This is a genomic window from Paraburkholderia sp. JHI869 (genome assembly GCF_038900775.1).
Taxonomy (GTDB): domain Bacteria; phylum Pseudomonadota; class Gammaproteobacteria; order Burkholderiales; family Burkholderiaceae; genus Paraburkholderia.
Map to the genome: position 1 here is coordinate 64,676 of NZ_JAYMSC010000034.1, position 21,236 is coordinate 85,911.

Consider the following 21,236-nt stretch of genomic DNA (forward strand, 5'->3'; position numbering starts at 1 on the left):
GCTCTTGGCTGCTCACACGTTCAGGCGAACGCGGATTCCGCCAACTCCCGAGTGTAGTCGCGCACGTCCTCCGGCCAGGGTGCATTCGCCGCTTCGAAGCGGCTGCGCTCGCCCGCGTAGAGTGCGCGCAACGCCTCTTCGTAATTCGGCAGATTGCCGGCCAGCGCAGTCATGAAACGATGCGCGGCTTCCTGGGCCGAGCGCACGCGTTCGCGTGCCTCGCTTGCGTGGCGTGCGGAATCCACGAGCCTGCGCAGCACCACCGAGGCGCCGCCCGGCTGCGCGCCAAGCCAGTCCCAGTGACGCGGCAGCAGCGTCACCTCGCGCGCGACCACGCCAAGCTTCGGGCGGCCGCGGCCGCGCGGGGCGTCTTGCTCCGCGGCTTCATCGCTTATGGCGCTCTGTGCGGCTGCTTCCTGTTCGCTGCGCGCCTGCGCAACGATGCGCGCCTCGATGTCCTTTTCCGGGCCGCGCAGATCGAATTCGACCGGGCGCGCGTCGCGGTCGTCGAAAACCAGCACCGGCGCGCCGTTTTCGTTCCCTTCGCGTTCGAGTTCCGCCTTGACCGCCAGCGCCACCTGAAGCGGTGCGCCCCGCGCGATCAGGCGCGTACCTGCAAATGCCGTGCAGCCGTTCGCCACCACCATGGTTTTCTCCTTCTTGATGATCCAACGATGGGCGAATATTACCCGGGTAAATTGCGCTGCGCAATATTACCCGGGTAAAATTTGATCGCGGTCAGTGGTCAGCCAGAGCGGCCTTCGACATCCGCGCCGTGCGCGTCGTCGGTCGTGGCGGGCAGCCATGCCGCCACAAGGTTGCGGCCCGAGCGCTTGGCCGTGTAGAGCGCCGCGTCGGCGGCGTCGGTCAGCGCGCGCCAGTCGGCAAACGCGCTTTGGGTCGTGCAGGCCACGCCCACGCTCACCGTGAGCACGCCGTTCGGGCTGTCGGCGTGTGGCAGCGCCAGCGCCTCGATCGCGGCGCGCACCTTCTCGGCTTGCGCGAGCGCCTGGGCCTCGCCCGTATCGGGCAGCAGCAGCACGAACTCCTCGCCACCGTAGCGCGCCGCACAGTCCGCCGCACGGCGCGCGTGTGCGCCGAGCGCGTGCGCGACGGCGGCCAGCGCGTCGTCGCCCGCCAGGTGGCCGTAGCGGTCGTTGTAGAGCTTGAAGCGGTCCACGTCGAGCAGCACGAGTGCGAGCGGGCTGCCCGAGCGGCGCGCGCGCGCCCATTCGTGGTCCGCGCGGGTTTCGAACGCACGCCGGTTCGCGAGCGACGTGAGCGCGTCGGTGCCCGCCTGCGCCCGCAACTCCGCCTCCAGCGCGCCGCGCTGGCGCAACTGTCGCGTGAACATCAGCGCGAGCGCGATGAGCGAGACGTCGAGCACCGCCGTGAGCGTGCCGATGATCCAGGCGCGCACACGCCATTCACGGTAGATGTCGTCCGCAGCGACAGCCACGCTGAAGACGAGCGGATAGCCTTCCACGCGCCGCAGCGCGAACCAGCGCCGCACGTTGTCGATCGGGCCGAGCGAGAAGAAGCCGCTAGCCTGCGATCGCTGGAACCGTTGGAAGAGCACGGATTCCGCCACGCTCTTGCCGATCAGCTCCGGATCGTACGGGCGGCGCATGAGCAGCGTGCCGTCGGCGAGCGTGAGCGCCACCGTGCCGTTCGTGCCGATGTCCACGCCGCTGAAAAGCTGCCGGAAATAATCGAGCCGCATCGTGCCGACCACGACACCCGCGAACGAGCCGTCGGGGTTGGAAAGACGGCGGCTCATGGCGATAGTCGCGTTGGCCGGCCCGTCGCGTGGAATGAACGGGTGGCTCAGAAAGAGCCCCACATGCGGCGAATCGCGCTGCGCGATGAAGTAGTCGCGATCGGCCACGTTGACTCCGCGCGGCGGCACCGAGCGCGAATCGAACACGATGTCGCCCGCCGCGTTGGTGACGAAAATCGCGCCGAGATTCTTCGCCGTGGCCGAGCGGTCGAACAGCACGTTCTGGCGAATGTCGGCGGGCAGCGCGGCGAGACGCGGATCGTCGATGGCGTCGATGACGGCCTGTAGCGAAAGGTCGTAGACGTCGAAATTGCGGGCGGTGTCGCGCTCGAACAGCAGCGCCATGTTGGAAGCCGAAGCACGCGCGCTCGCGAGGGCGTCGTGCCGCATCTGCGCCATGACCCAGGCGGCGACCATCGTCAGCACTGCGGCGAGCGCAATGCCGATGACAAGCACGGCGTTCGGTCGGCGGATCATCATCTCGGGCCTTCGGGGGCTGGCCTTGCAGTGGCGCCGGTTGCCGGGCGCTTGCCTGCGCCCGGCCGCGGACGATACCCGGCGTCGCGCACGCCGGGATGCAATCGAGTGTACAACGGCCGGCGGGCGCATGCTGTGTGTATGCATTCATCCTCGCATGCGAGCGTGTCGCGTTGCTATGCGGGCAAGTGCGGTCATTCCAGGCGCGGCCTATTCTCCTGAATAAAGTGCGACTCAGGGGGAGCGGTGTTTTTAGTTTGGATTCCTCTGCTTTATCGCGAGACGGCTTGGGAGCTTGTCATGCTGCAGGGTCAGTCGGCGAGCACGCCGACGATTGCATGCGCCTCGATCCACGCGCGCCACTGGCCGCCGAAGTCGAAAGCGGGGTCGATGTCGAATGCTTGTGCAAGCGCATTGTCGAGCGTGGCGCCGTCGCGCAGTGCGACGAACGCTGTGTGCGCGGCATGCGTGTGCACGAGCACCGTGGGGCGCCATTGCGGACGCACCACGAGCGCCCACGACTGCGTATCCACACGCTCAGGCCAGACGCCACCCGGCTGATGCGCGCGCCAGATCGCCACGGCATCGAAGCGCAACGCGAGTGCAGCGCAGGCGGGATGCACCGCGAGATGCGAATGCGCAAGACGCTCGGCGCCAAGCGCTTGCCACTGCTGCGCATCGAGCGGCGTGGCGTTCGCGGCGTAATTGGCGGCGTGCAGTGCCCATTCGAGCCGCGCGACATCGCCGATATATGCGTAGCGTGCGTCGGTCTCGTAACGCTCGATGAATTCTGGCAACTGCGCGCCGAAGCGATTCAGATCCGCATCGCGCGAAGGATGCGCGCGGGCGTAGGCTAGCGCGAGTGCATCGACGTAGGTCTCGCCGGTCAGCGCTGCGAGCACCGGATATGCGTTCGCGAGCGCAAGCCGCCGCGCCGCGCGAGCGTTGCCGCGATAAAGGCCCATGCGCTCGTGCAATAGCGCGGCGTCGGCGGGAAGCATCTCGGTGGCTAGCGCCGCATCGGCGTCGGGATCGTCCAATGCGGCGGCGAAGGTTTGCTGCATCGCTGCCAGCGTGGTGCGCGCGCTCACGAGTGCTGCTCCGTTGCGCTACGCGCGTGCTGCGCGAGCCGTTCTCGCGCGAGACACGCCTCGTCGAGCAGTACGTCGAGCGGCGGCACCGCCGTGTCCCACTCGATGAGCGTGGGCATCGCGCCGAATCGCTCGAGCGCGGCCTCATACAGCGACCAGACCGCCGGCGCGACGCGCGAGCCGTGATCGTCGATCACGGCGGCAGGCGTTGCGCGATGCCCTGCCAGATGGATCTCACCGACGATCTGCGGCGGCAGCGCGGACATTGCCGCAAGCGCATCTTCGCCGTGGTTGCATTGGTTCACGTAGAGATTGTTCACGTCGAGAAGCACGCCGCAGCCCGTGCGCTGCGCGAGCGCCGCGAGGAATTCCGCCTCGCTGCAGGTGTCGCCGCGAAATCGTACGTAGGTCGAAACATTTTCGATCAGTACGGTACGGCCAAGCGCGTCCTGCATCTGCGAGACGCGCGCGCTCATGTGATCGAGCGAGGCTTGCGTGAGCGGCATCGGCAGCAGATCGTGCAGCGCGCCTTGCGCGCTTGCGCCCCAACAAAGATGCTCGGAGACGACAGCAGGTTCGATGCGCTCGACCAGTCGCGCGAGCCTCGCGAGATGCGCAGTTTCAAGCGGTGTAGCCGAGCCAAGCCCGAGCCCCACGCCGTGCAGGCTCACCGGCAAATCGTGGCGCACGGTTTCGAGCACGTGCAGGTCGTAGCCGCCGACGCCGAAGTAGTTCTCGCTGTGGACCTCGATCCAGTCGACCGCGGGCGGCCCCGCCATGAAGGCGTCGTAGTGCGCGTGACGCAGGCCAATGCCCACGCCGCTTAGCGCGCCTGACGCACTCATCTTGCGCTCCCCTTTATGCATGCCGCCTCAGCCGCAAGGCTCATGCTTCCGGCGTGCCGCCCAGTTTCTCGCACGTGCCCTTCGGCATGGTCTTGAAGTCGCCCTTGTCGTGATCGACCTTGGCCTGGCCCGCGCAGTCGTGCACGCCGGTCTTGCTCGAACAATCGTTCTGGCCGGCCTTGGCGACGCCGTAGCAATTCACGGTGTCGTCCGCCTGGGCGACGCTCGCGCCAGCCGTCGCAAGACCCGCGAGCGCAGCGGCAATCAGCGCCTGGCGGCCGAGTGAGTTCTTCATGGCGTTTCTCCTTGAACTTCGAAATGGGTTTCGTAGTGAGCGATTGGGATTCGCGGCCGTCTCAAGTAACCGTCCGCCTCAGGCGCCTTATTTTGCCTCAGCGGGCCGAGCGCAGGCGGAGCGACGCACCGCAGACCCACGAAATTATTGCAATTACGGTAATGATGTTTGCTGGATTGCAGTATTTTTCTTTGAAGTGCACTGCAATAAAGTCTCATCAACGGTTCGAACAACAAGATTATTACGAACCGACAACATAATTTTCGGAGGTTGTTACCATGAAGAATCTGATTGCTGCTGCACTCGCCGCTACCGTCCTCGCCGCTCCGGCCCTGTCGTTCGCACAAGCTGAACAGCAGCCGCTGACGCGCGCTCAAGTTCGCGCCGAACTGGTCCAGCTGGAAAAGGCTGGCTACCGTCCGAACCTCTCGAGCCCGTACTATCCGGCAGACCTGCAAGCCGCCCAGGCGCGCGTCGCCCAGCAGAACGGCGCAGCAGAAGCCACGGCCTACGGCGCATCGACGAACGGCAGCGCCCAAGCCGGCAGCCGCGAACCGAACATCAAGCCGACCTACTTCGGCCAGTAATTGCGGCGCTCGCGTGGTGCTAGCGCACTACGCGTGAATCGCCTGGCGGGCCCGCTCTCCGGATTGAGAGAGAGCGGGCCCGCTGCTTATTTCTGCGCCGCGCGTGCAACGCGCGCGGTGCGCCAGAAGAATCGGCACGCCCACGAATACCTCCGCCGCCGGAAATCCGGTGGCTTTGCCCGGACTGCGGTCCGGGCCTTTTTCCTCTTTCCCTCTCGCGACGCATGCGGCCCGCTTTTATCGCGCGGGCCACACGCGAAGACGGCTCGCCGGGCTCAGAAGCCGTGGGTGACGAGCGAAAGCACGGAAAGATCGGGGTGTGTGCCGTCGATGATGCTACGCCCCACGTGCACCGCCTCCTCGGTTGCGTCCTGCTCGCTGCGCCAGGTTTCGTCGCCGTCCGCGTGGTAGGTGACCGTGTGGCCGGGCTTCGCGGGATTCGCGCCGGGATGGCAGACGTAGGCCGTATAGGTGTAGCGGTTCGCGCCTTCTTCGGTTGGCGTGGCGCTGACATGGATCTCGAAGCCTTCGTAGTCGACCTGCTGCATCGCAAGCGGTTGAGCGCTCATGGTGACCTCCGGGTGCCGCGGGTTGGCGGCTGCGGGCAGTGCCTGGCCGTCGGTGTGCAGCCGGGCGTTCGGTATTGGGAAGTTTAGGCGATGAGTCCCGGGCGGGTGGCCTACTATTGCAAGGCGATCCACCACCCTGGGAGCTTAGACATGGCAACGAACACCGTCCGCCTGCATCGCGTGCTGCGCGCGCCGCCCGAGCGCATCTATCGCGCTTTTCTCGACGCGAGCGCGGTCGTGAAATGGCTGCCGCCCAACGGCTTCACCTGCACGGTTCATGAACTCGACGCGAAGGTCGGCGGCCGGTACCGGATGTCGTTCAAGAATTTCACAGCCGGCCACGGCCATTCGTTCGGCGGCGAATATCTCGAACTCGTGCCGAACGAACGGCTGCGATACACCGGCGTGTTCGAGGATCAGCACCTGCCCGGCACCATGCAGACGACCGTCGAATTGCGCGCGGTGTTTTTCGGCGCGGAAATGACCGTCGTGCAAGAGGGCATACCGGAGATCATTCCGGTTGAAGCGTGTTATCTGGGCTGGCAGGAATCGCTGGCGTTGCTTGCGAAGCTGGTTGAGGCTGAAATCCAGCAGTAAAGGAAAAGGGGCGCTCGCGCCCCTTTCTTTTTTGCCGCGTACTTGTTCAGTAGCCGAGCGCGCAGCCATCCTTGCGATGATCGGATGCGCCGGTCAGCACGCCCCGCTCCCAATCGATGCGAATGGCCTGCGAGCCGCCAATCGGCCCAGCGGCGGGCACGAGCTTGAAGCCGCGATCCGCGAGCACCGCGCGCGCGTTCTCTGGCAGCGTCGATTCGATTTCCACCGTTCCCGTGCCAGGCCGCGGAAAGACGCGCGGCAGATCCATCGCGGCTTGCATCTCGAGGCCGTAATGCAGCACCTTCGAGAGGAAGTGCGCATGGCCCATCGCCTGATAGTGGCCACCCATCACACCGAAACTCATCTGCACGCGGCCATCGCGCGCAACCATGCCTGGGATGATGGTGTGCATCGGGCGCTTGTGCGGCGCGATGGCGTTGGGATGGCCGGGCTCCACCGAGAAACTCATGCCGCGGTTGTGCAGCATCACGCCGGACTCCTTGCCCATCAGCCCGCTGCCGAATGGATAGAACAACGAATTGATGAAGCTTACGCAGTTGCGGTCGCGATCGACCACGGTGATGTAGACCGTGTCGCGGTGCTCGACCTGGGTGAGCGCGGCGGCTGGGTCCAGCACGCTTTCCAGGTCGATGCGGCTGCGCAGTTTGTCCACGTATTCGTCGGACAGCAGGCGATCGACATCGACGGTGCCATGACGCGGATCGCCTAGCACGGCGTCGCGTACCGCGTAGGCGAGCTTTGCCGCTTCGATCTCGCGGTGCAGACGGTCGGGGTCGAGCGGGCTGCCTTCGGCGTCGTATTTGTCGAGGAGCCTTAGCAGCAGCAGCGCAATGACGCCCTGCCCTGCGGGCGGGCACTCGATCACGTCGTAGCCGCGGAATTTCGCACGGATTGGCGTGACGTATTCGCCGCGGAATTCGGCGAAGTCTTCGAGCGTGTGCAAGCCGCCGTGCGCCTGAAGTTGCGCGACGAGATCCGCGGCAATGGCGCCTCGGTAGAATGCGTCGCGGCCCGTTTCAGCGATTGCGCGCAGCGTGTTTGCGAGGCGCGGTTGACGGTGCGTCGTGCCGGCGGGCGGCGCGGCGCCATCCACAAGCATGGTTGTGCGCGCTATTGCATCGCGCGAGAGCGTTTCGACTTCCGCTGCCCAGTCGTGCGCGGTGCGCGGCGCGACGGCGTAGCCTTCCTCCGCGAAACGGACTGCCGGAGCCAGCACGTCGCGTAGCGGCAGGCGGCCGTGGTCGCGATGGAGCGTGGTCCATGCGTCCACCGCGCCTGGCACCGTGACTGCGTGCGGCGAATGGCGCGCGATCGTTTCTACGCCCATCGCGCGCAGGCGTTCTGCGCTTGCTGCGGCGGGGGCCCAGCCGGAACCGTCGTAGGCGATCACGTCATCCGTGCCGCCGCGCGAATAGAGCGCGAAGCAATCGCCGCCCACGCCCGTCGAGCCGGGTTCGACAACGCACTGCACTGCGCACGCGGCGATCGCGGCGTCCATTGCGTTGCCGCCGGCGGCGAGAATCTGTACAGCGGCAAGCGTGGCGCTCGGATGCGAAGTCGCGGCCATGCCATTGCGAGCCATGACGAGCGAGCGGCCCGGCGTTTCGAAGTTACGCATCGAAGCGTTCTCCTCTTTGGTGTCTGTTTTATTTCAGGCGATGCAGCATCTGGCTACGTTTATTACGCAGATGCTGGCATAGCCGTGCGCAACGTCCGCTTCAAGAAAGTCTGCGTACGCGGATGCGAAGGCGCGGTGAAGATGCGCTCGGGCGGCCCCTCTTCGATCAGCTCTCCCTGGTCGAGCACGACCACACGATCGGCCACCTCGCGAGCAAAGCCCATTTCGTGCGTGACGACGACCATCGTCATGCCGTCTTCCGCCAGCTCCTTCATTACCTGCAGCACTTCGCCTACGGTTTCCGGATCGAGTGCACTGGTGGGTTCGTCGAAGAGCAGCACTTTCGGCTGCATGGCGAGCGCGCGGGCGATGGCGATGCGTTGCTGCTGGCCGCCAGAAAGCTGCGATGGATAGTGGTCGGCGCGATCGGCAAGACCCACGCGTGCGATCAGCGCCTTCGCCTGCTTGACCGCCTCTTCGCTCGGCATTTTCAGCACGTGGATAGGCGCCTCGATCACGTTTTCCAGCGCCGTCATGTGCGGAAACAGATTGAAGCGCTGAAACACCATGCCGATATCACGCCGCTGCCGTGCGAGCTGGCGCGCCGAATCGCGCACCAGCGTGCCGTTCGGTCGCTCGACATAGCCGAGCAGATGCCCGTTCACGCGCACCCGCCCACTGTCGTACGACTCGAGCAGATTGAGGCAGCGAATGAACGTGGTCTTGCCTGACCCCGACGAGCCGATCAGCACCACCACTTCCCCCTTCGCGACGCTCAACGAAATGCCGTTGAGCACCTTGGTCGCGCCGAACGACTTGTGAATGTCCGACGCCTCGATGACGATTTCGCGTGCTTCGTTCATGTCAACGCTCATGTCAACGACCTCGCAGCAGTTTCATCGTTTGCGCGCCGAACAGACGCGTATTCGCAGCCGGCTTCGCCTCGCCGCGGCCGAAGTGCGCTTCGAGCCGCCGCTGCACGAAACCCCAGAGCGTGGTGAGCGCGAGGAAGTAAATGCCGAGCACGAGATACAGCTCGAACACGCGGAAGTTCACCGAGGTGATCATCTGCGTGCTGAGCAGCAGTTCCGGCACGCCGATCACGCTCACGAGCGTGGTGTTCTTCAGCATGACGTTGAACTCGTTGCCGAGCGGCGGCACGATCACGCGGAACGCTTGCGGCAGCACGACGCGGCGCATGAGCAGCACCGAAGACATACCGAGCGAGCGCGACGCTTCGTACTGGCCTCTGTCCACCGAACTCAAACCCGCGCGAATGATCTCCGCCTGATACGCCGCCGAATTCATGCCGAGCGCGAGCACCGCGGCCTGAATGTTGCCGGGCAGCGAGATGATGCCGAAGTCGAGATCGTGAAAGTGAAAGATGTTCGCCGCGGCAAACGCGGTGTACAGGAACACGATCTGCATGAGCAACGGCGTGCCGCGCATGACCCAGATATAGCCGCGCGCGAGATACTGCACCGGCAGACTCGACGAAAGCCGCATGAGCGCGACAATCAGGCCGAGCGTGGCGCCGAACACGATCGCGCAAGCGCTGATCGAAAACGTGAGCCACAACCCGTGCAGATACGCCGGGCTCGGGTCCAGCAGGAATTTCCGGAAGATTTCCCAACTGAAATTCATGGCGTCACTCCGCGCTCACAGGCGATCGTTTTCGAGCTTCCAGGTGGCGAGCATCTTGCCGTAGCGATCGCTCTTCACGAGATCGGCCACGGCCTTCGCCACGGCCGGCGAAAGCGGCTCACCCTTGCGCGCGCCAATGCCAGTCGCGATTCGATTGAAGCCCGGCACCGCCTCCTCGAACATGTCGCCCGATACCTGCTGGAAGTGCGCGGCGCTTTCTGACGTGGTGCCGTAGGCGTCGACCTGATTCAGACGGAAGGCCTGAAATGCATCGGCATCCGAACTATAGACAACGATGTTCATGGGCGGCTTGCCTGCTGCCTTGAGCTTCTCGTTCTCCTTGTCGAGCAGCGTGCTGATGGTCGTGCCGTTGAGCACCGCGACCTTCATGCCGGAGAGATCGTCGAGCGAGCGCACGTGGCGCGGGTTGCCACGCGGCACCATGATCGACTGGCTCGAATACATGTAGTCGACGATGTCGATGATCTGGCGGCGCTCGGGCTTGTCGAAGAGCTGGCCGATCACGAGATCGCATTGCCTCGCCTGCAGCGCCGGAATCTGCCCGCTGAAAGACATGACCTTCCACTCGACCTTGAGATTGCCGAGCTGCTTCGCGACGTCATGCGCCACGTCGACGGAGAAGCCGCGCGGCTGCTGATTCTCGTCGTAGGACGCGAGCGGCGGCGCGTCCATGCTCGAACAGTACGTGAGCGTGCCGCCTTTCACGAGACCCAGATCGGCGGCCTGCGCCGCGGAGGTTCCCGTAACCTGCGCGAGGAGCGCGAAGCCTGCGCAGGCGGCGAGACGAAGACGCTTGAACTGTTTTGCTGACATCGAGAGGCTCCTGGCTGAAGGTGACATGCGTGAGCTGCGTGAGGTACGACGACAGTTAGGATGCGGACGCGTCACGCTCGTGACGCGGGCGATTCGAGGAACTTGATGATCTGGGGAACGGTTGATTCGAGGTGCTCGCGCAGCGCCTGCTCGGCTTGCGCGGGGTCGCGGCTGCGCAGCGCTTCGATGAGGATCTGGTGGGCGTCGCGCGCGCGTTTGCGCTTGAAGGTGGCCTGCTCGATCCACAGGCGCATGGGGCCTTCGATTAGCGTGTAGAGCGAGTGGATCTGCTGGTAGAGGCGCGTGCGGCCGCTGATTTCGCACAGGTATTCGTGGAACGCGCAGTGGCGCTGGACCCAGGTGTCGGTGTCGCCTACGCAGGCGTCCATGTCTTCTAGCAGGCGCTGGAGTTTGGTGAGGTGCGCTTCGGTGCAGCGGGGCGCGGCGACACGCATGGCCAGGCATTCGAGCGCGATGCGCATGTCGAAGATGTCCTGGACTTCTTCTACTGTGAGGCCGCGGACAATTGCGCCTCGGTTGGGGCGCTGGATGATCAGGCCTTCGGTTTGGAGTCTTTTTAGGGCCGCGCGGATAGGCATGCGGCTCATTGAGAGTTGTTCGGCGACTGTTTCGGCGACGATGCGCTGGCCTGCTGCGTAGCGGCCTTCGATTATTGCTTCTAGGAGGAAGCGGTAGGCCTCTTCTTCGGCGGTTAGGGCTAGGCCGGAGGTGTTGCGGACGCTGGTGGCAGGCATTTTTGTGCGGTGCGGTAGGACGTCGCTTGCGGTTGCGGGTTTGTTGCGAGTTGTGAGGCAGGTTACTCCAAGTGGATTTTTGGATCCAGTCTTTCAAAAAAAATTTGGGTGGGTGGGCGTGGAAGGTATGAAGGCCACGAGCCTTGGGGCTTCGTGGCCTTCTTCTTCGTGTGGGGCGGGCTTTGGTCTGCCGTGTGGGTCAGTCCAGTGTGATCACAAGCCTTTTGTTCTCCACCGTGACTCGCACGCGCTGGCCCGCTTCAAAGCCTGCGAGTTCGAGCCATCGGCCGGATAGCTTGAGCCATGGATAAAGCGGCGGGTCAGTTCTTGCCCGCGAGCTGAGGCTGCGGTACCGCCAGGACTGCTGGATGGTTACCCGGCGTTCGGGATGGGCGCGCGATGCATTAAGATTGGCGTCAGCCATGGTCAACTCCTGCTGTGAGTTGGTTTTGGTCAGCGGGCTGTGAGCGCTGGTAACACTCATGGCCCGCGCTTCGTTTACTGCATTGAGACTCTTTCTACTTCCGTGCTTGTGTGAGCGCGGTGTCCAACATTTCTGAGACGAATTGCTGTTTGGTTTTGGGTAGCTGTTCGATTGCGGCGGTCTGCTGTTGTAAGCGAGACATCGAATCATCCTATCAACGTGGAGAGTGGTACGCGCGCGCCTGAGGTTTTAGTGCGCCGGCTTCTATTATCCGATTTCGAGCGCTTCGGAAAATTGGCGTTACGGCTTACCGTGTGCTCTACGCACAGGGGATGCGCCGGCCAAAGTATTTTGAACAACGGCCCTCCAACAACGTTCAGCCTCACTCTCAATACATACTTATTTTGCCACACTCCCAACGAAAATCTGAATAATCTCCTTAACTAAAATCAAATCTACACCTCGAAATCAAACGAAAATTTACGGAATCGACACTGAGTAAATATTTATTTCCCTTCTACGGGATTGAAAAATTTAAGAAGAATTAGCCGGTCCACGCCAACGTTGAGTCATCCAGAACCCACTCCTCAAACACCCCATCGTTAGTTTTCCGAAGGGTGTCAAATACATTCTCACTGATATCTCCGTCATCGCTTTACAATGCTTCGACCTTCCTGCGTGCATCAACTTCCCTCGATGTTTCAGATGAATTGATTCTGGGATAAATTTTATTGCCATCAAAATCTGAAGATATTTATCGATCTCCCGCCAATAATAGACCATCCATCATGACGAACAACAAAATCGCAGCAAATCCTCAAGGCACAAGAATCTCACGCTTGCTTTACCTGACCGGATTTTCGACACTTTTTCTCATCGGTGCACTATCACTGGTTCTAAGATCTGGCGGGTGGTTCATCACGGCCCTAGAAGTTGTATGCGCGCTGTCCTTCGGGCTAGGATTCTGCATTCGAGCTCGCCCAGCACTCATGTATGTGGGTAGCAAAACATATGGCAAAGGGCTGCTGGCTCTCTACCACGCGGTAGTGCTCGCGCTCTCCAGCATTCCAGCGAAATTCATTCTCTCGAATTCGCTTCATTTGCCGCCAGGAGACTATCCAATAACGCTCGCGATGTGGTCTCTCCTGTGCTACCCGGGGGTTTGGCTTGCCGGTACGGCATTCCTAGCGCTCGTCGTATATACGCTAATGCTCTTAGCTGCATCCGCGACGCTGATATCGACTCAACCTTTGCTCAATGCGCCCCTGCTATTCATAGCACGGTTGTTACCCGATGATTCAACGCTCAGGAACGCAATTTCAAATGGACGACAAAAATTGATTTGGCGTTCATTTGGTCATGCGGCAGGAGCAGCGGTAATGGCAGTATCCATAGGCGCGGCGGCAGGCTGGTGGCTCCAGGGAATGAATCAACCACGCATGGTTAAACTTTTCGCATATGCTGCGGACTACGATTTGGCGACTGCGTATCCCGGCGTGGATGCGTCCGTGCCATTCAGACTGCACGACAACGGTGTGGTTTCATACGCCACGTTCAGCAGGTGGGATGTCACAATTCGCGTGGCACGGATTCAGGAAAGCAAGTGACCGCTCCTCAGCAATACTAATTTATCCTGCCATCTGGCAAGGTTTTAAAGGGAATTCTTGACGCGGAGGGCTCCTGAACTGTTGCGAAAACACCAAAAGAATGGTGTTGATGTTCTCAAGACAGCTATCTGGCGTGCCCCATTACATGCCCCAAAATCGGTGCCGTTGCGCGGAGGAGGATCGAACTCCCGACCTTCGCATTGCGAATACGAACAACTCGAGATTACCCGAGATTGACCCGCATGCGCGAATTTCCATAAACCATTGTATTTACGAAACAAATCCTGAACACAGCTATTCCTCGAGATTGATCTAAATGCCTTTAATGCCGCATAATCCGGTTACACAGCGGTTACACGGGCTGCGAGATCAAAACGAGGAGGTTGGATGGCGAAAGTGAATTTCACTGCGGCTCGGGTAGAAGCGCATCGCTGCATTGAAGGTAAGTCGCAGTCCTTTCTCTGGGACAGCAAGACTCCTGGGCTGGGTTTGCGCGCCACAGCTGGCGGAGCGAAGGCCTACATTTTCCAAGGAAAGATACATGGATCGACGGTGCGAATCACGATCGGCGATCCGAGAAGCTGGACGATCGATCGAGCACAGGAGCGGGCGCGTGGTCTCCAGACGCTCATCGACGGCGGCATTGATCCGCGCGAGCACGAGGCTGAGCAAAAGGCAGCGCACGAAGCAAGGCAGGTAGCCAAGCGTCGTCAGGATGCGACCGTCAGCGAAGCGTGGGAACGCTATCTCGATCATCTGCGTACCAAGATTTCGCCCAAAACCAAAAAACCCCGATCCGAACGGTACATTGTCGACCATATCAACCTGTCCTCGCCAGGGGGAGGAATTGCAAAACGCGGTGGCAAAGAAAAGGTACGCGGCCCATTGGCGCCGCTCATGCCTCGCAGGTTGTCCGAAATCACGTCGACGACCATGGCCGACTGGCTTGAGGTTGAAATATCCCGGGGACCGACGAATGCCGCTCACGCGTTCGGCCTGTTCAAGGCATTCATTCGGTGGTGTGATACGCACGAGGCCTACGCAAACACCATCTCACATGACGCCTACGCGTCGCCAAAGGTCAAAGGGATCCTCCCTCGAAGCGTCGCGAAGGATGACTGTTTACAGCGCGAACAGCTGTCCGCTTGGTTTGGGGCGGTACGTACCATTCCGAATTCTGTCATCAGTGCGTATCTGCAAGGTCTATTGATCACCGGCGCTCGTCGGGAAGAGCTGGCCGCATTGCGTTGGGAAGACGTGGACTTCCGCTGGCGCAGCTTGACCATTAACGACAAGGTGGAAGGTACCGGGGGAAGAACGATTCCGTTGACGCCGTATTTAGCGAGTCTATTGTTGAATTTGCAACGACTGAACGAGACTCCACCCAATAGACGGCAGGCCGCGCGCCTTGCCGAAAAGGGCGAGCACTGGGCGCCGTCAGAGTGGGTGTTCGCCAGCAAGACCGCATCTGGTGGAAAAATTGCTGAACCGCGGCATGCGCACAATCGCGCATTGCTCCCAACAGGTTTGCCGCACATGTCGCTGCATGGCTTGCGCCGATCGTTCGGCACACTGTCGGAGTGGGTCGAGGTCCCTGTCGGCGTCGTCGCCCAAATCCAAGGCCATAAGCCGTCGGCCATCGCCGAAAAACATTACCGCCGCCGCCCCCTCGATCTGCTGCGGATGTGGCACGTGAAGATTGAGACCTGGATGCTGGAGCAGGCCGGAATTGAGTTCAGGCCCGAGCAGACGGCGCCGAGCCTTCACGCTGTGAAATAATCGATAGACAGCGGCGCGCTACCGCGCTAACGGTGCGCGCCGCCTGACCACATAACCCGTCTTATAGGAGGCGAGTCCCATGGCTGCTGCCGATAGTAACGCGCAGCCGTCGAGCGCGGAAGTAGAGCACTTCGAGCTGATGCGCCCCGTGCAGTGGGATCGTTGGTCGTGGAGCGGACTCGGGCAACTGGGGGCACTCATTGCGCTCTCGCTCGGCGTCGAGCCGAATTGGCTGCTGCGCGTTGAGCATGACACGTACTGGCGCAACTACTACGCGCCGCTGTTGGCGCAAGCCGATGAACGCCGCGCCTTTCTCATCGAACTCGCGATTCAGCGAAACCCGAGGTACGTGGGGCTTGAGCCGCATCTGGTGCCGTTCGAGTCGGATGATCGGACACCATACGTGCGCGAGATGGCGAAGCGCTTTGAGCTGCCTCCGCAGATGACGGACGCTCAACCTGGTCACGGCGTGACGCTGCCGGTGTCGTATGCGCTCGGCCAGCAGGCCATGCCGCGCAACAAATCCGAAACCGATGAGCAACGCACGGCGCCCGCGTCTGGGAGCGACACGCTTGCGAATGCATTGCCGCCGCCCAAACCTGCTACCGACGATGACCGTGTGGTCCGCCACAAGACGAAAACGCACAGGGACGTGCTTACTCCGCTCATTGACCGCTCGATGCGGTCGGCAGACGGGCCGGATGATTACCACAGCGGCTGGACCCGGTTTGTCGCGTTCGCACAGGACAAGGTGAGTCCCCTACTGGGGTACGTGCTGGAGGACAAAAAAGAGTATGTGAAGTATCTGGACGGCGGCCAGGTGAAGTTCCTCACAAAAGACGCCTTCAGGAAGCGTGTAAAGCCTAGCGCCCGCTAGTGCCCGCCCTCGCCCGATTTTGCCCGCTTACGCCCGTTCGTGCCCGCACCTATCGGAGAATCGCACCGCGAATCCCAAACTATCAACGCCGAACCATAGAACCGCATAGCGCGGACACTTTCGGCGCTGATGCAGTTTTCGGCATGTATCGGCGCCGCAAGGCCGCACTGTGTAGTGTGACCGGAGCGTTGACATGCGCGAACCTAACAAACCCATTCCCGCGGGATTGGCCGCTGTCGCCAAGGGGCGCGACACTCTGCCAACGGAAGAGGCTGCCCCCGTCATTCATCGTCGGCCACAAACACTTCGAAAGTGGGCGTGCCGTGAAGATGGCCCGATTCGGCCGATTCGCATAAACGGCCGCTTAGCATGGTCAGTACTGGATCTGGCAATGCTGCTCCGTGGCGAGGTCGCGTGATGGCCGCCGCCGCTCTGCTGGATCGACTCGACGGTGTGCGCTCGTGCGGCAATGGCCGCTGGCGTGCGAGGTGTCCAGCGTGCCGCTCGGGCAAGGCCGTGTTGGCAATCACCGAAACGGCGGACGGCACGACTCTGCTGCATTGCTTTCGCGAGGGTTGCCCTGTGGCCGATATCGCAAACGCCGCTGGCATTGATTTGGCCGACTTGTTCCCCCCGCGATTTGATGGCGTGCATGCCTCAAAGCCGGCGAAGCGCCGTTTTAACGCGCAGCAGGTCCTAGGCGCCGTTAACGTCGAAATTCTAGAGATCCTAATCGTGTTGAGTGCGGTACTGCACCGTGGCTCGATGACGCCCACCGAATATGAACGTCTCCGGCTGGCCGTTTCGCGCGTAAGCGTCGCAGAAGGGCTGACGAATGTCTAAAACCGAATACGCGGACGCGTCGCTACTTGATGAAATGGCGCGCGACGGCGTGATACTCGTGAACGGTTCGAAACTGAAGCCCCTACCGATACGGTGGCTGTGGCCGCACTGGCTGGCGCTAGGCAAATTGCACATTCTGGCCGGCGCGCCCGGACAGGGAAAAACTACGATCGCGATGGGGCTGGCTGCGACTATTACCTGTGGCGGACGCTGGCCGGACGGCTCGCGATGCGCCCCCGGAAACGTACTCGTATGGAGTGGCGAGGACGACCCAGCCGACACACTACTGCCGCGCCTGATCGCAGCGGGTGCTGACCGCAACAGGGTTTTCTTCGTGATCGGTTCACGGATCGGCGGCCAGGTTCATTTTTTCGACCCGGCCCGCGACATGGTGGCACTTCTGGATGCGTGCGAGCGCATCGGTAAAGTCCGGCTGATCGTCGTTGACCCGATAGTATCCGCCGTCACTGGCGACAGTCATAAAAACACCGAGACGCGCCGCGCCCTGCAACCGCTGGTTGATCTGGCTGCGAGCATTGACGCCGCGCTTATCGGCATCACGCATTTCAACAAAGGCAACCGAGTGGCGGACCCGGCGCAACGCGTAAACGGTTCGATTGCCTTTGTCGCTGTTGCGCGCGTGGTGCTTGTGGCCGCGAGGGTGAAGGGCGACGACGGTGACGACCGGCGCATCCTAGCCCGCGCGAAATCCAACATTGGGCCGGACGAAGGTGGCTTCGTCTATCACCTTGAACAGGTCGAAGCACTCGACGGCATCTTTGCCTCGCGGATCGCATGGGGCGAACCGGTCGTGGGATCGGCTCGCGATTTACTGACCGATCCGAACGACGACGACTGCAGCGGCGAGCAATCCGCGCTCGATTCGGCTATTGAATTCCTGGGCGAAGTATTAGGCAGTAACGTGGTGCCAAGTAAAAGCGTCGAGACTGAGGCGCGGGAAGCAGGTATCGCATGGCGAACGGTACGCCGTGCATCCGAAGAGCTGGGTGTCAAAAAGCGTCGCGGCGAAGGTAATAGGTGGTATTGGAGCCTGCCTCAAGGTAGCCATGTTGTCCAACTTGGCCAGTTTCAAAAGCTGGACAACATGGACAACCTGGACGACGACGGCGAGCCTGAGGTGGACGTATGAACGCCCCGGAAATCTTGGCTAGGGCGCGTGCGATGGGAGTCCATCTACGGATCGATGGCGACCGTCTGAGGATGAAAGGACCACCTTCAGCGCTGGAGGAACTCAAACCCGAGGTCGCGGCGAACAAACCGGAGATCATCGCGTTCTTGAACGCAGAAGAAGGGGCGCTGATCGACCCGGACCCGGACGGCGGCGTGTATCTGCCTTGGGGCCCGTATCTGTCGCCTGATGATGTGCGCCGGACGCGCGTCGAACTCGTGGAGATGATCAAGGCGCTGGCCGGACTGGAGTCTTGGCCGCCTGGACTGTACGACGACGTGATGACTCGCGCCGTACGCGGTCCGCTCTCGGACCTACTCCCGAACATCGCCCACTTCGCTGAGCGGTTGACGGCTGCGCGTGCCGAAGCCGAGACGCGAGCCTTGTATTCGTGTCGCGTGTGGCGCTACGAGCCACGATGATCCAAGAGCACCGTGAAAAAGTCGCGAGCGAAGGGCTAAGCCAGTGAGTGCGAAGTGGCCTGAGTTTTTAATAGCTGTATAGGGTGAGTGTTTTGGGTTCAAAAACCCCCGGAGCATCCCGATGAAAAAGAACGGTCGACCACGATTCGAACCTGACGAAACACAGCGCGAAGTCGTAAAGGCGCTGCTCTGCTGCGGCGTGCGACTAGAAGACTGCCGGCTTCACGTCATCAACCCGGCGACGAACAAGCCGCTTTCATACAACACGTTCTGCCGAGCGTTCAATGATGAGATCGCCACGGGCGTGACGCGCCAGAATGCGGCCGTCGCTCAGAATCTCTACCGCATCGCCACAGCGGAAAACCATAGCGCGGCAACGGTCTCAGCCTGCATTTTCTGGTTGCGCACGAGGGCTGGCTGGCGGTTTGCGCGCGACGTTGAGCCTGACGAAGCAACGCCGCAGACGAACGCGGACGAATTGGCGAACAAAGCGGCGGCCGACGAATTTTTGCGAGCGGCGGTGGCTCGGTACTATGAACGGGCAACCGAAGCCAAGCGAGGTGGCGACGATGAGACGCTGCACTAGGTGTGTCCCAAAAGTTTCGGGCATTTCGCCCCGTGCCGCCATATGTAACCCCGCCAACGCGCCCAGCGCTCGCCCGTCGATTGATCGTTCGGTGCACGATCATGGCCGGAGGGATCGCGCTGACCTCGAACGCTGATTGCCCACCTTACACTCGCCAATGGTACTACGATTGCGAAAGCGGCCGTCGAGGCAGTCTTGACTCCTGTGGCCGCTGAGAGCCAGTCTCAGACATCCACCAGCGGAGCCGAGCATTTCGGCCATAGACCTCCGTTCCGGTGGGCTCGAGGAGTGAAGGCGCCGATTTCGACAGCGCCGAACTACCTCGCCCCCGGACCCTAAGAACGCGGTTTGTCGTCTTCCTCTGCGAAAGGGGCAAACTCTTCGAAGATCGTGCGCGCGCGCCGAGGGTAGTGCGCAGCCAGTTCCCCTACGTCTACTTCGCTTCGCGTCAACTCGAACGCTCCACGAACCTCGTGCATCTCGTATAGCTTTACTTCCTTGTCGCGTCCGCTCAAAGCACGCGCCACCGTGTGCATGACAGTGCCGTCGCATCTCATGCCGAACACGACTTCGGTCATTTCCAGCGGCGAATCTGATGCTCCGCGCGAGCCGAGCAGCCGCCACTCCTTTTCGTACTGCCAATCGGGTGCTTTTCGCAATAAGACGGCTGCGTCCACCTCTCTCCTTGCCTGCGTACTATCTTCGAGTACCATTGCGGCGACGAGGCTTGCGCGCACGTTCCGGTTTCCGCCATAGACGACCTCGTGCAGCTCTATGACCCAATCAGGCGCTTGTTCGGGAGTTGGGACCGTGTACCCGATGCACAGACCGCGGTGTTGGTCGCCGTAGTGGCTCCACATCAATGGGCAGTCATGCCGGCTCGCGAGCGACAGAATTCCCTTGTTGTATTGACGGAGCAGTTCGTCCTCGATGGCCCTCGTGATGACGAATGCGTACGCATCCAGCACGTCATCGGAATACTCCGGGTCCGACGCCTGATATTGCAGCGTGTCGATCATCTTCAGGGCCGCAGCCTCACTATGCTTCTCGATGTGGGCCATCGTCTTCGGACCGCGGTACTTCACCGCATCTGCCGCAGCACGCATCTCGGCATAGACGCGCCGGCGCACCATCTCGTGGACCGTACGCTCAAGCGTGCTGATGTCGCAGTCGGCTTCTACGCATGGCTTTGTGTCGAGCGGGTCATTAAATGTGCTCGGGTCGGCATAGTAAACGAGGTCCGCACACAACAGTTCGATAGTCCGATCATTGAAGTGGCGATACTTGTAAAGAACTGGTGGTCTCGTCATAGATCTACTCGTGCCATATTGCTCATGGTCCGTCGTCAACCGCTCGTGCGTTGCCGGTAGCGGATCGCTATCGACAAGATTCTACATCCGTGATTGGGTAGACTTCGAGGCTATGCGACCGCGGTGGTTGCGCCTACGGATACGGAAATCTCAATCATGTGTGCTTCGTCTGTAAACTGGATAACAGCCTACAATCGGTTCTTTGCGCTATGGGATCGAACCGGTACGCCGACGTATCTCGGAGGCGGTAGCTTCCTGAAATTCGTGCAGCAGATTGATCCGGGAACGCCCAGCTACAACCAGTTAATCGACATCTTGAAGCGTAAGGGCAGAAGCACGTCACGACGTGATTACTATTGGGACGTGATAATGGGGCTTCAAGAAGAGCAGCGTTTTCGGCTGTTCCGACTGCTCATTGATGAATTTGAACAACATGCGAAGGATGAAGTCGACGCGATTCGCGCAATCGTTTTCGGTGGCGGTTACGCTGTACCGATTGTCGTTGTTCCGCTCGACCTCTGGAACTCAGAGAAGCTGAATAACAGTCTGCGAGATATCGATCACGCTATAGACGCTCAACACTATAACCGGGCGACGACACTCGCATACACTTGCATCGAAGGACTATATAAAGCCTACGTCCATAAGCACGTCGTTGCCCGATCTGACGTCTCCGATCTGATCCAGCTCTGCCGAATCGTGAAAGATGATCTCGTGGAAAAGCTGAAGGCACGTGGCCCTTTCCCAGAACAGATCGTAAATGCGATTCCTACGATGACGAATGCCGTCGCCAATTCGCGCAACGGATTCAGTGAGTCTCATTTTGCGGATGACGCGCAGAAATGGCTGGCGATCTTCGCCAGAGACATGACCAATTCAATCGGGCGCTTGTTGCTGCACTTCATCTAGGACGTTTGTCGTCAAACAAAGCAGAACGCTAGTGACCGTTCGCACTACATGGCACGTTGTAGGATGACCCGGCGGCGCCTACTCCGCCGGGATCACCAACTCCGAGTGCACGACGAACCCGTCGTTGCCTTCCACGGCGCCCGGTGCGGGTGGTGCTCCCCCTCCGCTTCGAGCGAC

The 21,236-nt window shown here is 61.3% G+C and carries 23 protein-coding genes; 10 read left to right on the forward strand and 13 right to left on the reverse strand.

Annotated features, from left to right (window positions below):
• Positions 1-20: 20 nt before the first annotated feature.
• The 5 genes from VSR72_RS36420 to VSR72_RS36440 all read right to left on the reverse strand — a co-directional run bounded on the left by VSR72_RS36420 (position 21) and on the right by VSR72_RS36440 (position 4,488).
• Complete coding sequence (locus tag VSR72_RS36420) at positions 21-647, reverse strand: DUF2239 family protein (RefSeq protein ID WP_342957073.1); 627 nt, start codon at positions 645-647, stop codon at positions 21-23.
• Between the two features lie 98 nt (positions 648-745).
• Positions 746-2,260: a sensor domain-containing diguanylate cyclase gene (locus tag VSR72_RS36425; RefSeq protein ID WP_342957074.1), complete on the reverse strand. Its 1,515-nt coding sequence runs from the start codon at positions 2,258-2,260 to the stop codon at positions 746-748.
• A gap of 308 nt (positions 2,261-2,568) precedes the next feature.
• A complete protein-coding gene (locus VSR72_RS36430; protein ID WP_342957075.1) occupies positions 2,569-3,348 on the reverse strand; it encodes a putative DNA-binding domain-containing protein in 780 nt (259 codons plus the stop codon).
• A complete protein-coding gene (locus VSR72_RS36435) occupies positions 3,345-4,193 on the reverse strand; it encodes a DUF692 domain-containing protein (RefSeq protein ID WP_342957076.1) in 849 nt (282 codons plus the stop codon). Before VSR72_RS36435 ends, VSR72_RS36430 begins: the two co-directional genes overlap by 4 nt.
• 40 nt (positions 4,194-4,233) lie before the next feature.
• Positions 4,234-4,488 carry a DUF2282 domain-containing protein gene (locus VSR72_RS36440; RefSeq protein ID WP_342957077.1) on the reverse strand — a complete coding sequence of 85 codons (255 nt, stop codon included), beginning with the start codon at positions 4,486-4,488 and terminating at the stop codon, positions 4,234-4,236.
• A gap of 278 nt (positions 4,489-4,766) precedes the next feature.
• Here VSR72_RS36440 and VSR72_RS36445 point away from each other — a divergent pair, with 278 nt between their 5' ends.
• Entirely contained in the window at positions 4,767-5,075 is a 309-nt protein-coding gene (locus tag VSR72_RS36445; RefSeq protein ID WP_342957078.1) for a DUF4148 domain-containing protein, read from the forward strand.
• Between the two features lie 275 nt (positions 5,076-5,350).
• On the opposite strand, the gene VSR72_RS36450 is transcribed toward VSR72_RS36445, so the two are convergent.
• Positions 5,351-5,644 carry a hypothetical protein gene (locus VSR72_RS36450; RefSeq protein ID WP_342957079.1) on the reverse strand — a complete coding sequence of 98 codons (294 nt, stop codon included), beginning with the start codon at positions 5,642-5,644 and terminating at the stop codon, positions 5,351-5,353.
• 150 nt (positions 5,645-5,794) lie between these two features.
• Here VSR72_RS36450 and VSR72_RS36455 point away from each other — a divergent pair, with 150 nt between their 5' ends.
• Entirely contained in the window at positions 5,795-6,241 is a 447-nt protein-coding gene (locus VSR72_RS36455) for an SRPBCC family protein (protein ID WP_342957080.1), read from the forward strand.
• 46 nt (positions 6,242-6,287) lie between these two features.
• Here VSR72_RS36455 and ggt read toward each other — a convergent pair whose 3' ends face one another.
• From ggt to VSR72_RS36485, 6 genes are all read right to left on the reverse strand, one after another.
• The gene (gene ggt / locus VSR72_RS36460; RefSeq protein ID WP_342957081.1) at positions 6,288-7,880 is read right to left on the reverse strand and encodes a gamma-glutamyltransferase; all 1,593 of its coding nucleotides are present in this window, start codon (positions 7,878-7,880) and stop codon (positions 6,288-6,290) included.
• A gap of 62 nt (positions 7,881-7,942) precedes the next feature.
• Entirely contained in the window at positions 7,943-8,743 is an 801-nt protein-coding gene (locus VSR72_RS36465; protein ID WP_342957082.1) for an amino acid ABC transporter ATP-binding protein, read from the reverse strand.
• Between the two features lie 13 nt (positions 8,744-8,756).
• Positions 8,757-9,524: an amino acid ABC transporter permease gene (locus VSR72_RS36470; protein ID WP_342957083.1), complete on the reverse strand. Its 768-nt coding sequence runs from the start codon at positions 9,522-9,524 to the stop codon at positions 8,757-8,759.
• A gap of 15 nt (positions 9,525-9,539) precedes the next feature.
• Positions 9,540-10,358 carry an ABC transporter substrate-binding protein gene (locus tag VSR72_RS36475; protein WP_342957084.1) on the reverse strand — a complete coding sequence of 273 codons (819 nt, stop codon included), beginning with the start codon at positions 10,356-10,358 and terminating at the stop codon, positions 9,540-9,542.
• Positions 10,359-10,429: 71 nt separating this feature from the next.
• Positions 10,430-11,113 (reverse strand): GntR family transcriptional regulator, encoded by a 684-nt coding sequence (locus VSR72_RS36480; protein ID WP_342957085.1) that lies wholly within the window; start codon positions 11,111-11,113, stop codon positions 10,430-10,432.
• A 199-nt stretch (positions 11,114-11,312) separates the two neighbouring features.
• Positions 11,313-11,597 carry a SymE family type I addiction module toxin gene (locus VSR72_RS36485; RefSeq protein ID WP_342957086.1) on the reverse strand — a complete coding sequence of 95 codons (285 nt, stop codon included), beginning with the start codon at positions 11,595-11,597 and terminating at the stop codon, positions 11,313-11,315.
• Between the two features lie 728 nt (positions 11,598-12,325).
• Between VSR72_RS36485 and VSR72_RS36490 the strand changes: the two genes are divergently transcribed.
• The 7 genes from VSR72_RS36490 (at position 12,326) to VSR72_RS36520 (ending at position 18,840) form a co-directional block, all read left to right on the forward strand.
• Positions 12,326-13,144, forward strand: coding sequence for a hypothetical protein (locus tag VSR72_RS36490; RefSeq protein ID WP_342957087.1), 819 nt, complete (start codon positions 12,326-12,328; stop codon positions 13,142-13,144).
• 387 nt (positions 13,145-13,531) lie between these two features.
• The gene (locus VSR72_RS36495; protein ID WP_342957088.1) at positions 13,532-14,923 is read left to right on the forward strand and encodes an integrase family protein; all 1,392 of its coding nucleotides are present in this window, start codon (positions 13,532-13,534) and stop codon (positions 14,921-14,923) included.
• Positions 14,924-15,002: 79 nt separating this feature from the next.
• On the forward strand, positions 15,003-15,800 hold the full coding sequence (locus tag VSR72_RS36500) for a hypothetical protein (protein WP_342957089.1): 798 nt from the start codon (positions 15,003-15,005) through the stop codon (positions 15,798-15,800).
• Between the two features lie 414 nt (positions 15,801-16,214).
• Complete coding sequence (locus tag VSR72_RS36505; RefSeq protein ID WP_342957090.1) at positions 16,215-16,643, forward strand: hypothetical protein; 429 nt, start codon at positions 16,215-16,217, stop codon at positions 16,641-16,643.
• Positions 16,636-17,793, forward strand: a complete 1,158-nt coding sequence (locus VSR72_RS36510; protein ID WP_342957091.1) for an AAA family ATPase — start codon at positions 16,636-16,638, stop codon at positions 17,791-17,793. The genes VSR72_RS36505 and VSR72_RS36510 overlap by 8 nt, the downstream gene beginning before the upstream one ends.
• Positions 17,790-18,254, forward strand: a complete 465-nt coding sequence (locus tag VSR72_RS36515) for a hypothetical protein (RefSeq protein ID WP_342957092.1) — start codon at positions 17,790-17,792, stop codon at positions 18,252-18,254. Before VSR72_RS36510 ends, VSR72_RS36515 begins: the two co-directional genes overlap by 4 nt.
• 121 nt (positions 18,255-18,375) lie before the next feature.
• Positions 18,376-18,840 (forward strand): hypothetical protein, encoded by a 465-nt coding sequence (locus tag VSR72_RS36520; protein ID WP_342957093.1) that lies wholly within the window; start codon positions 18,376-18,378, stop codon positions 18,838-18,840.
• Positions 18,841-19,175: 335 nt separating this feature from the next.
• Here the strand turns inward: VSR72_RS36520 and VSR72_RS36525 are convergent, their stop codons facing one another.
• Entirely contained in the window at positions 19,176-20,150 is a 975-nt protein-coding gene (locus VSR72_RS36525) for a DUF2971 domain-containing protein (protein ID WP_342957094.1), read from the reverse strand.
• 156 nt (positions 20,151-20,306) lie between these two features.
• Between VSR72_RS36525 and VSR72_RS36530 the strand changes: the two genes are divergently transcribed.
• Entirely contained in the window at positions 20,307-21,059 is a 753-nt protein-coding gene (locus tag VSR72_RS36530) for a HEPN domain-containing protein (RefSeq protein ID WP_342957095.1), read from the forward strand.
• Positions 21,060-21,236 lie beyond the last annotated feature (177 nt).

Coding starts and splice junctions, on each gene's coding strand:
- VSR72_RS36495 (WP_342957088.1), top strand. CDS start 13,532: ATGGCGAAAGTGAATTTCACTGCGGCTCGGGTAGAAGCGCATCGCTGC.
- VSR72_RS36510 (WP_342957091.1), top strand. CDS start 16,636: ATGTCTAAAACCGAATACGCGGACGCGTCGCTACTTGATGAAATGGCG.
- VSR72_RS36455 (WP_342957080.1), top strand. CDS start 5,795: ATGGCAACGAACACCGTCCGCCTGCATCGCGTGCTGCGCGCGCCGCCC.
- VSR72_RS36475 (WP_342957084.1), bottom strand. CDS start 10,358: ATGTCAGCAAAACAGTTCAAGCGTCTTCGTCTCGCCGCCTGCGCAGGC.
- VSR72_RS36445 (WP_342957078.1), top strand. CDS start 4,767: ATGAAGAATCTGATTGCTGCTGCACTCGCCGCTACCGTCCTCGCCGCT.
- VSR72_RS36515 (WP_342957092.1), top strand. CDS start 17,790: ATGAACGCCCCGGAAATCTTGGCTAGGGCGCGTGCGATGGGAGTCCAT.
- VSR72_RS36465 (WP_342957082.1), bottom strand. CDS start 8,743: ATGAACGAAGCACGCGAAATCGTCATCGAGGCGTCGGACATTCACAAG.
- VSR72_RS36530 (WP_342957095.1), top strand. CDS start 20,307: ATGTGTGCTTCGTCTGTAAACTGGATAACAGCCTACAATCGGTTCTTT.
- VSR72_RS36435 (WP_342957076.1), bottom strand. CDS start 4,193: ATGAGTGCGTCAGGCGCGCTAAGCGGCGTGGGCATTGGCCTGCGTCAC.
- VSR72_RS36525 (WP_342957094.1), bottom strand. CDS start 20,150: ATGACGAGACCACCAGTTCTTTACAAGTATCGCCACTTCAATGATCGG.
- ggt (WP_342957081.1), bottom strand. CDS start 7,880: ATGCGTAACTTCGAAACGCCGGGCCGCTCGCTCGTCATGGCTCGCAAT.
- VSR72_RS36470 (WP_342957083.1), bottom strand. CDS start 9,524: ATGAATTTCAGTTGGGAAATCTTCCGGAAATTCCTGCTGGACCCGAGC.
- VSR72_RS36450 (WP_342957079.1), bottom strand. CDS start 5,644: ATGAGCGCTCAACCGCTTGCGATGCAGCAGGTCGACTACGAAGGCTTC.
- VSR72_RS36500 (WP_342957089.1), top strand. CDS start 15,003: ATGGCTGCTGCCGATAGTAACGCGCAGCCGTCGAGCGCGGAAGTAGAG.
- VSR72_RS36480 (WP_342957085.1), bottom strand. CDS start 11,113: ATGCCTGCCACCAGCGTCCGCAACACCTCCGGCCTAGCCCTAACCGCC.
- VSR72_RS36420 (WP_342957073.1), bottom strand. CDS start 647: ATGGTGGTGGCGAACGGCTGCACGGCATTTGCAGGTACGCGCCTGATC.
- VSR72_RS36520 (WP_342957093.1), top strand. CDS start 18,376: ATGAAAAAGAACGGTCGACCACGATTCGAACCTGACGAAACACAGCGC.
- VSR72_RS36425 (WP_342957074.1), bottom strand. CDS start 2,260: ATGATGATCCGCCGACCGAACGCCGTGCTTGTCATCGGCATTGCGCTC.
- VSR72_RS36440 (WP_342957077.1), bottom strand. CDS start 4,488: ATGAAGAACTCACTCGGCCGCCAGGCGCTGATTGCCGCTGCGCTCGCG.
- VSR72_RS36490 (WP_342957087.1), top strand. CDS start 12,326: ATGACGAACAACAAAATCGCAGCAAATCCTCAAGGCACAAGAATCTCA.
- VSR72_RS36485 (WP_342957086.1), bottom strand. CDS start 11,597: ATGAGTGTTACCAGCGCTCACAGCCCGCTGACCAAAACCAACTCACAG.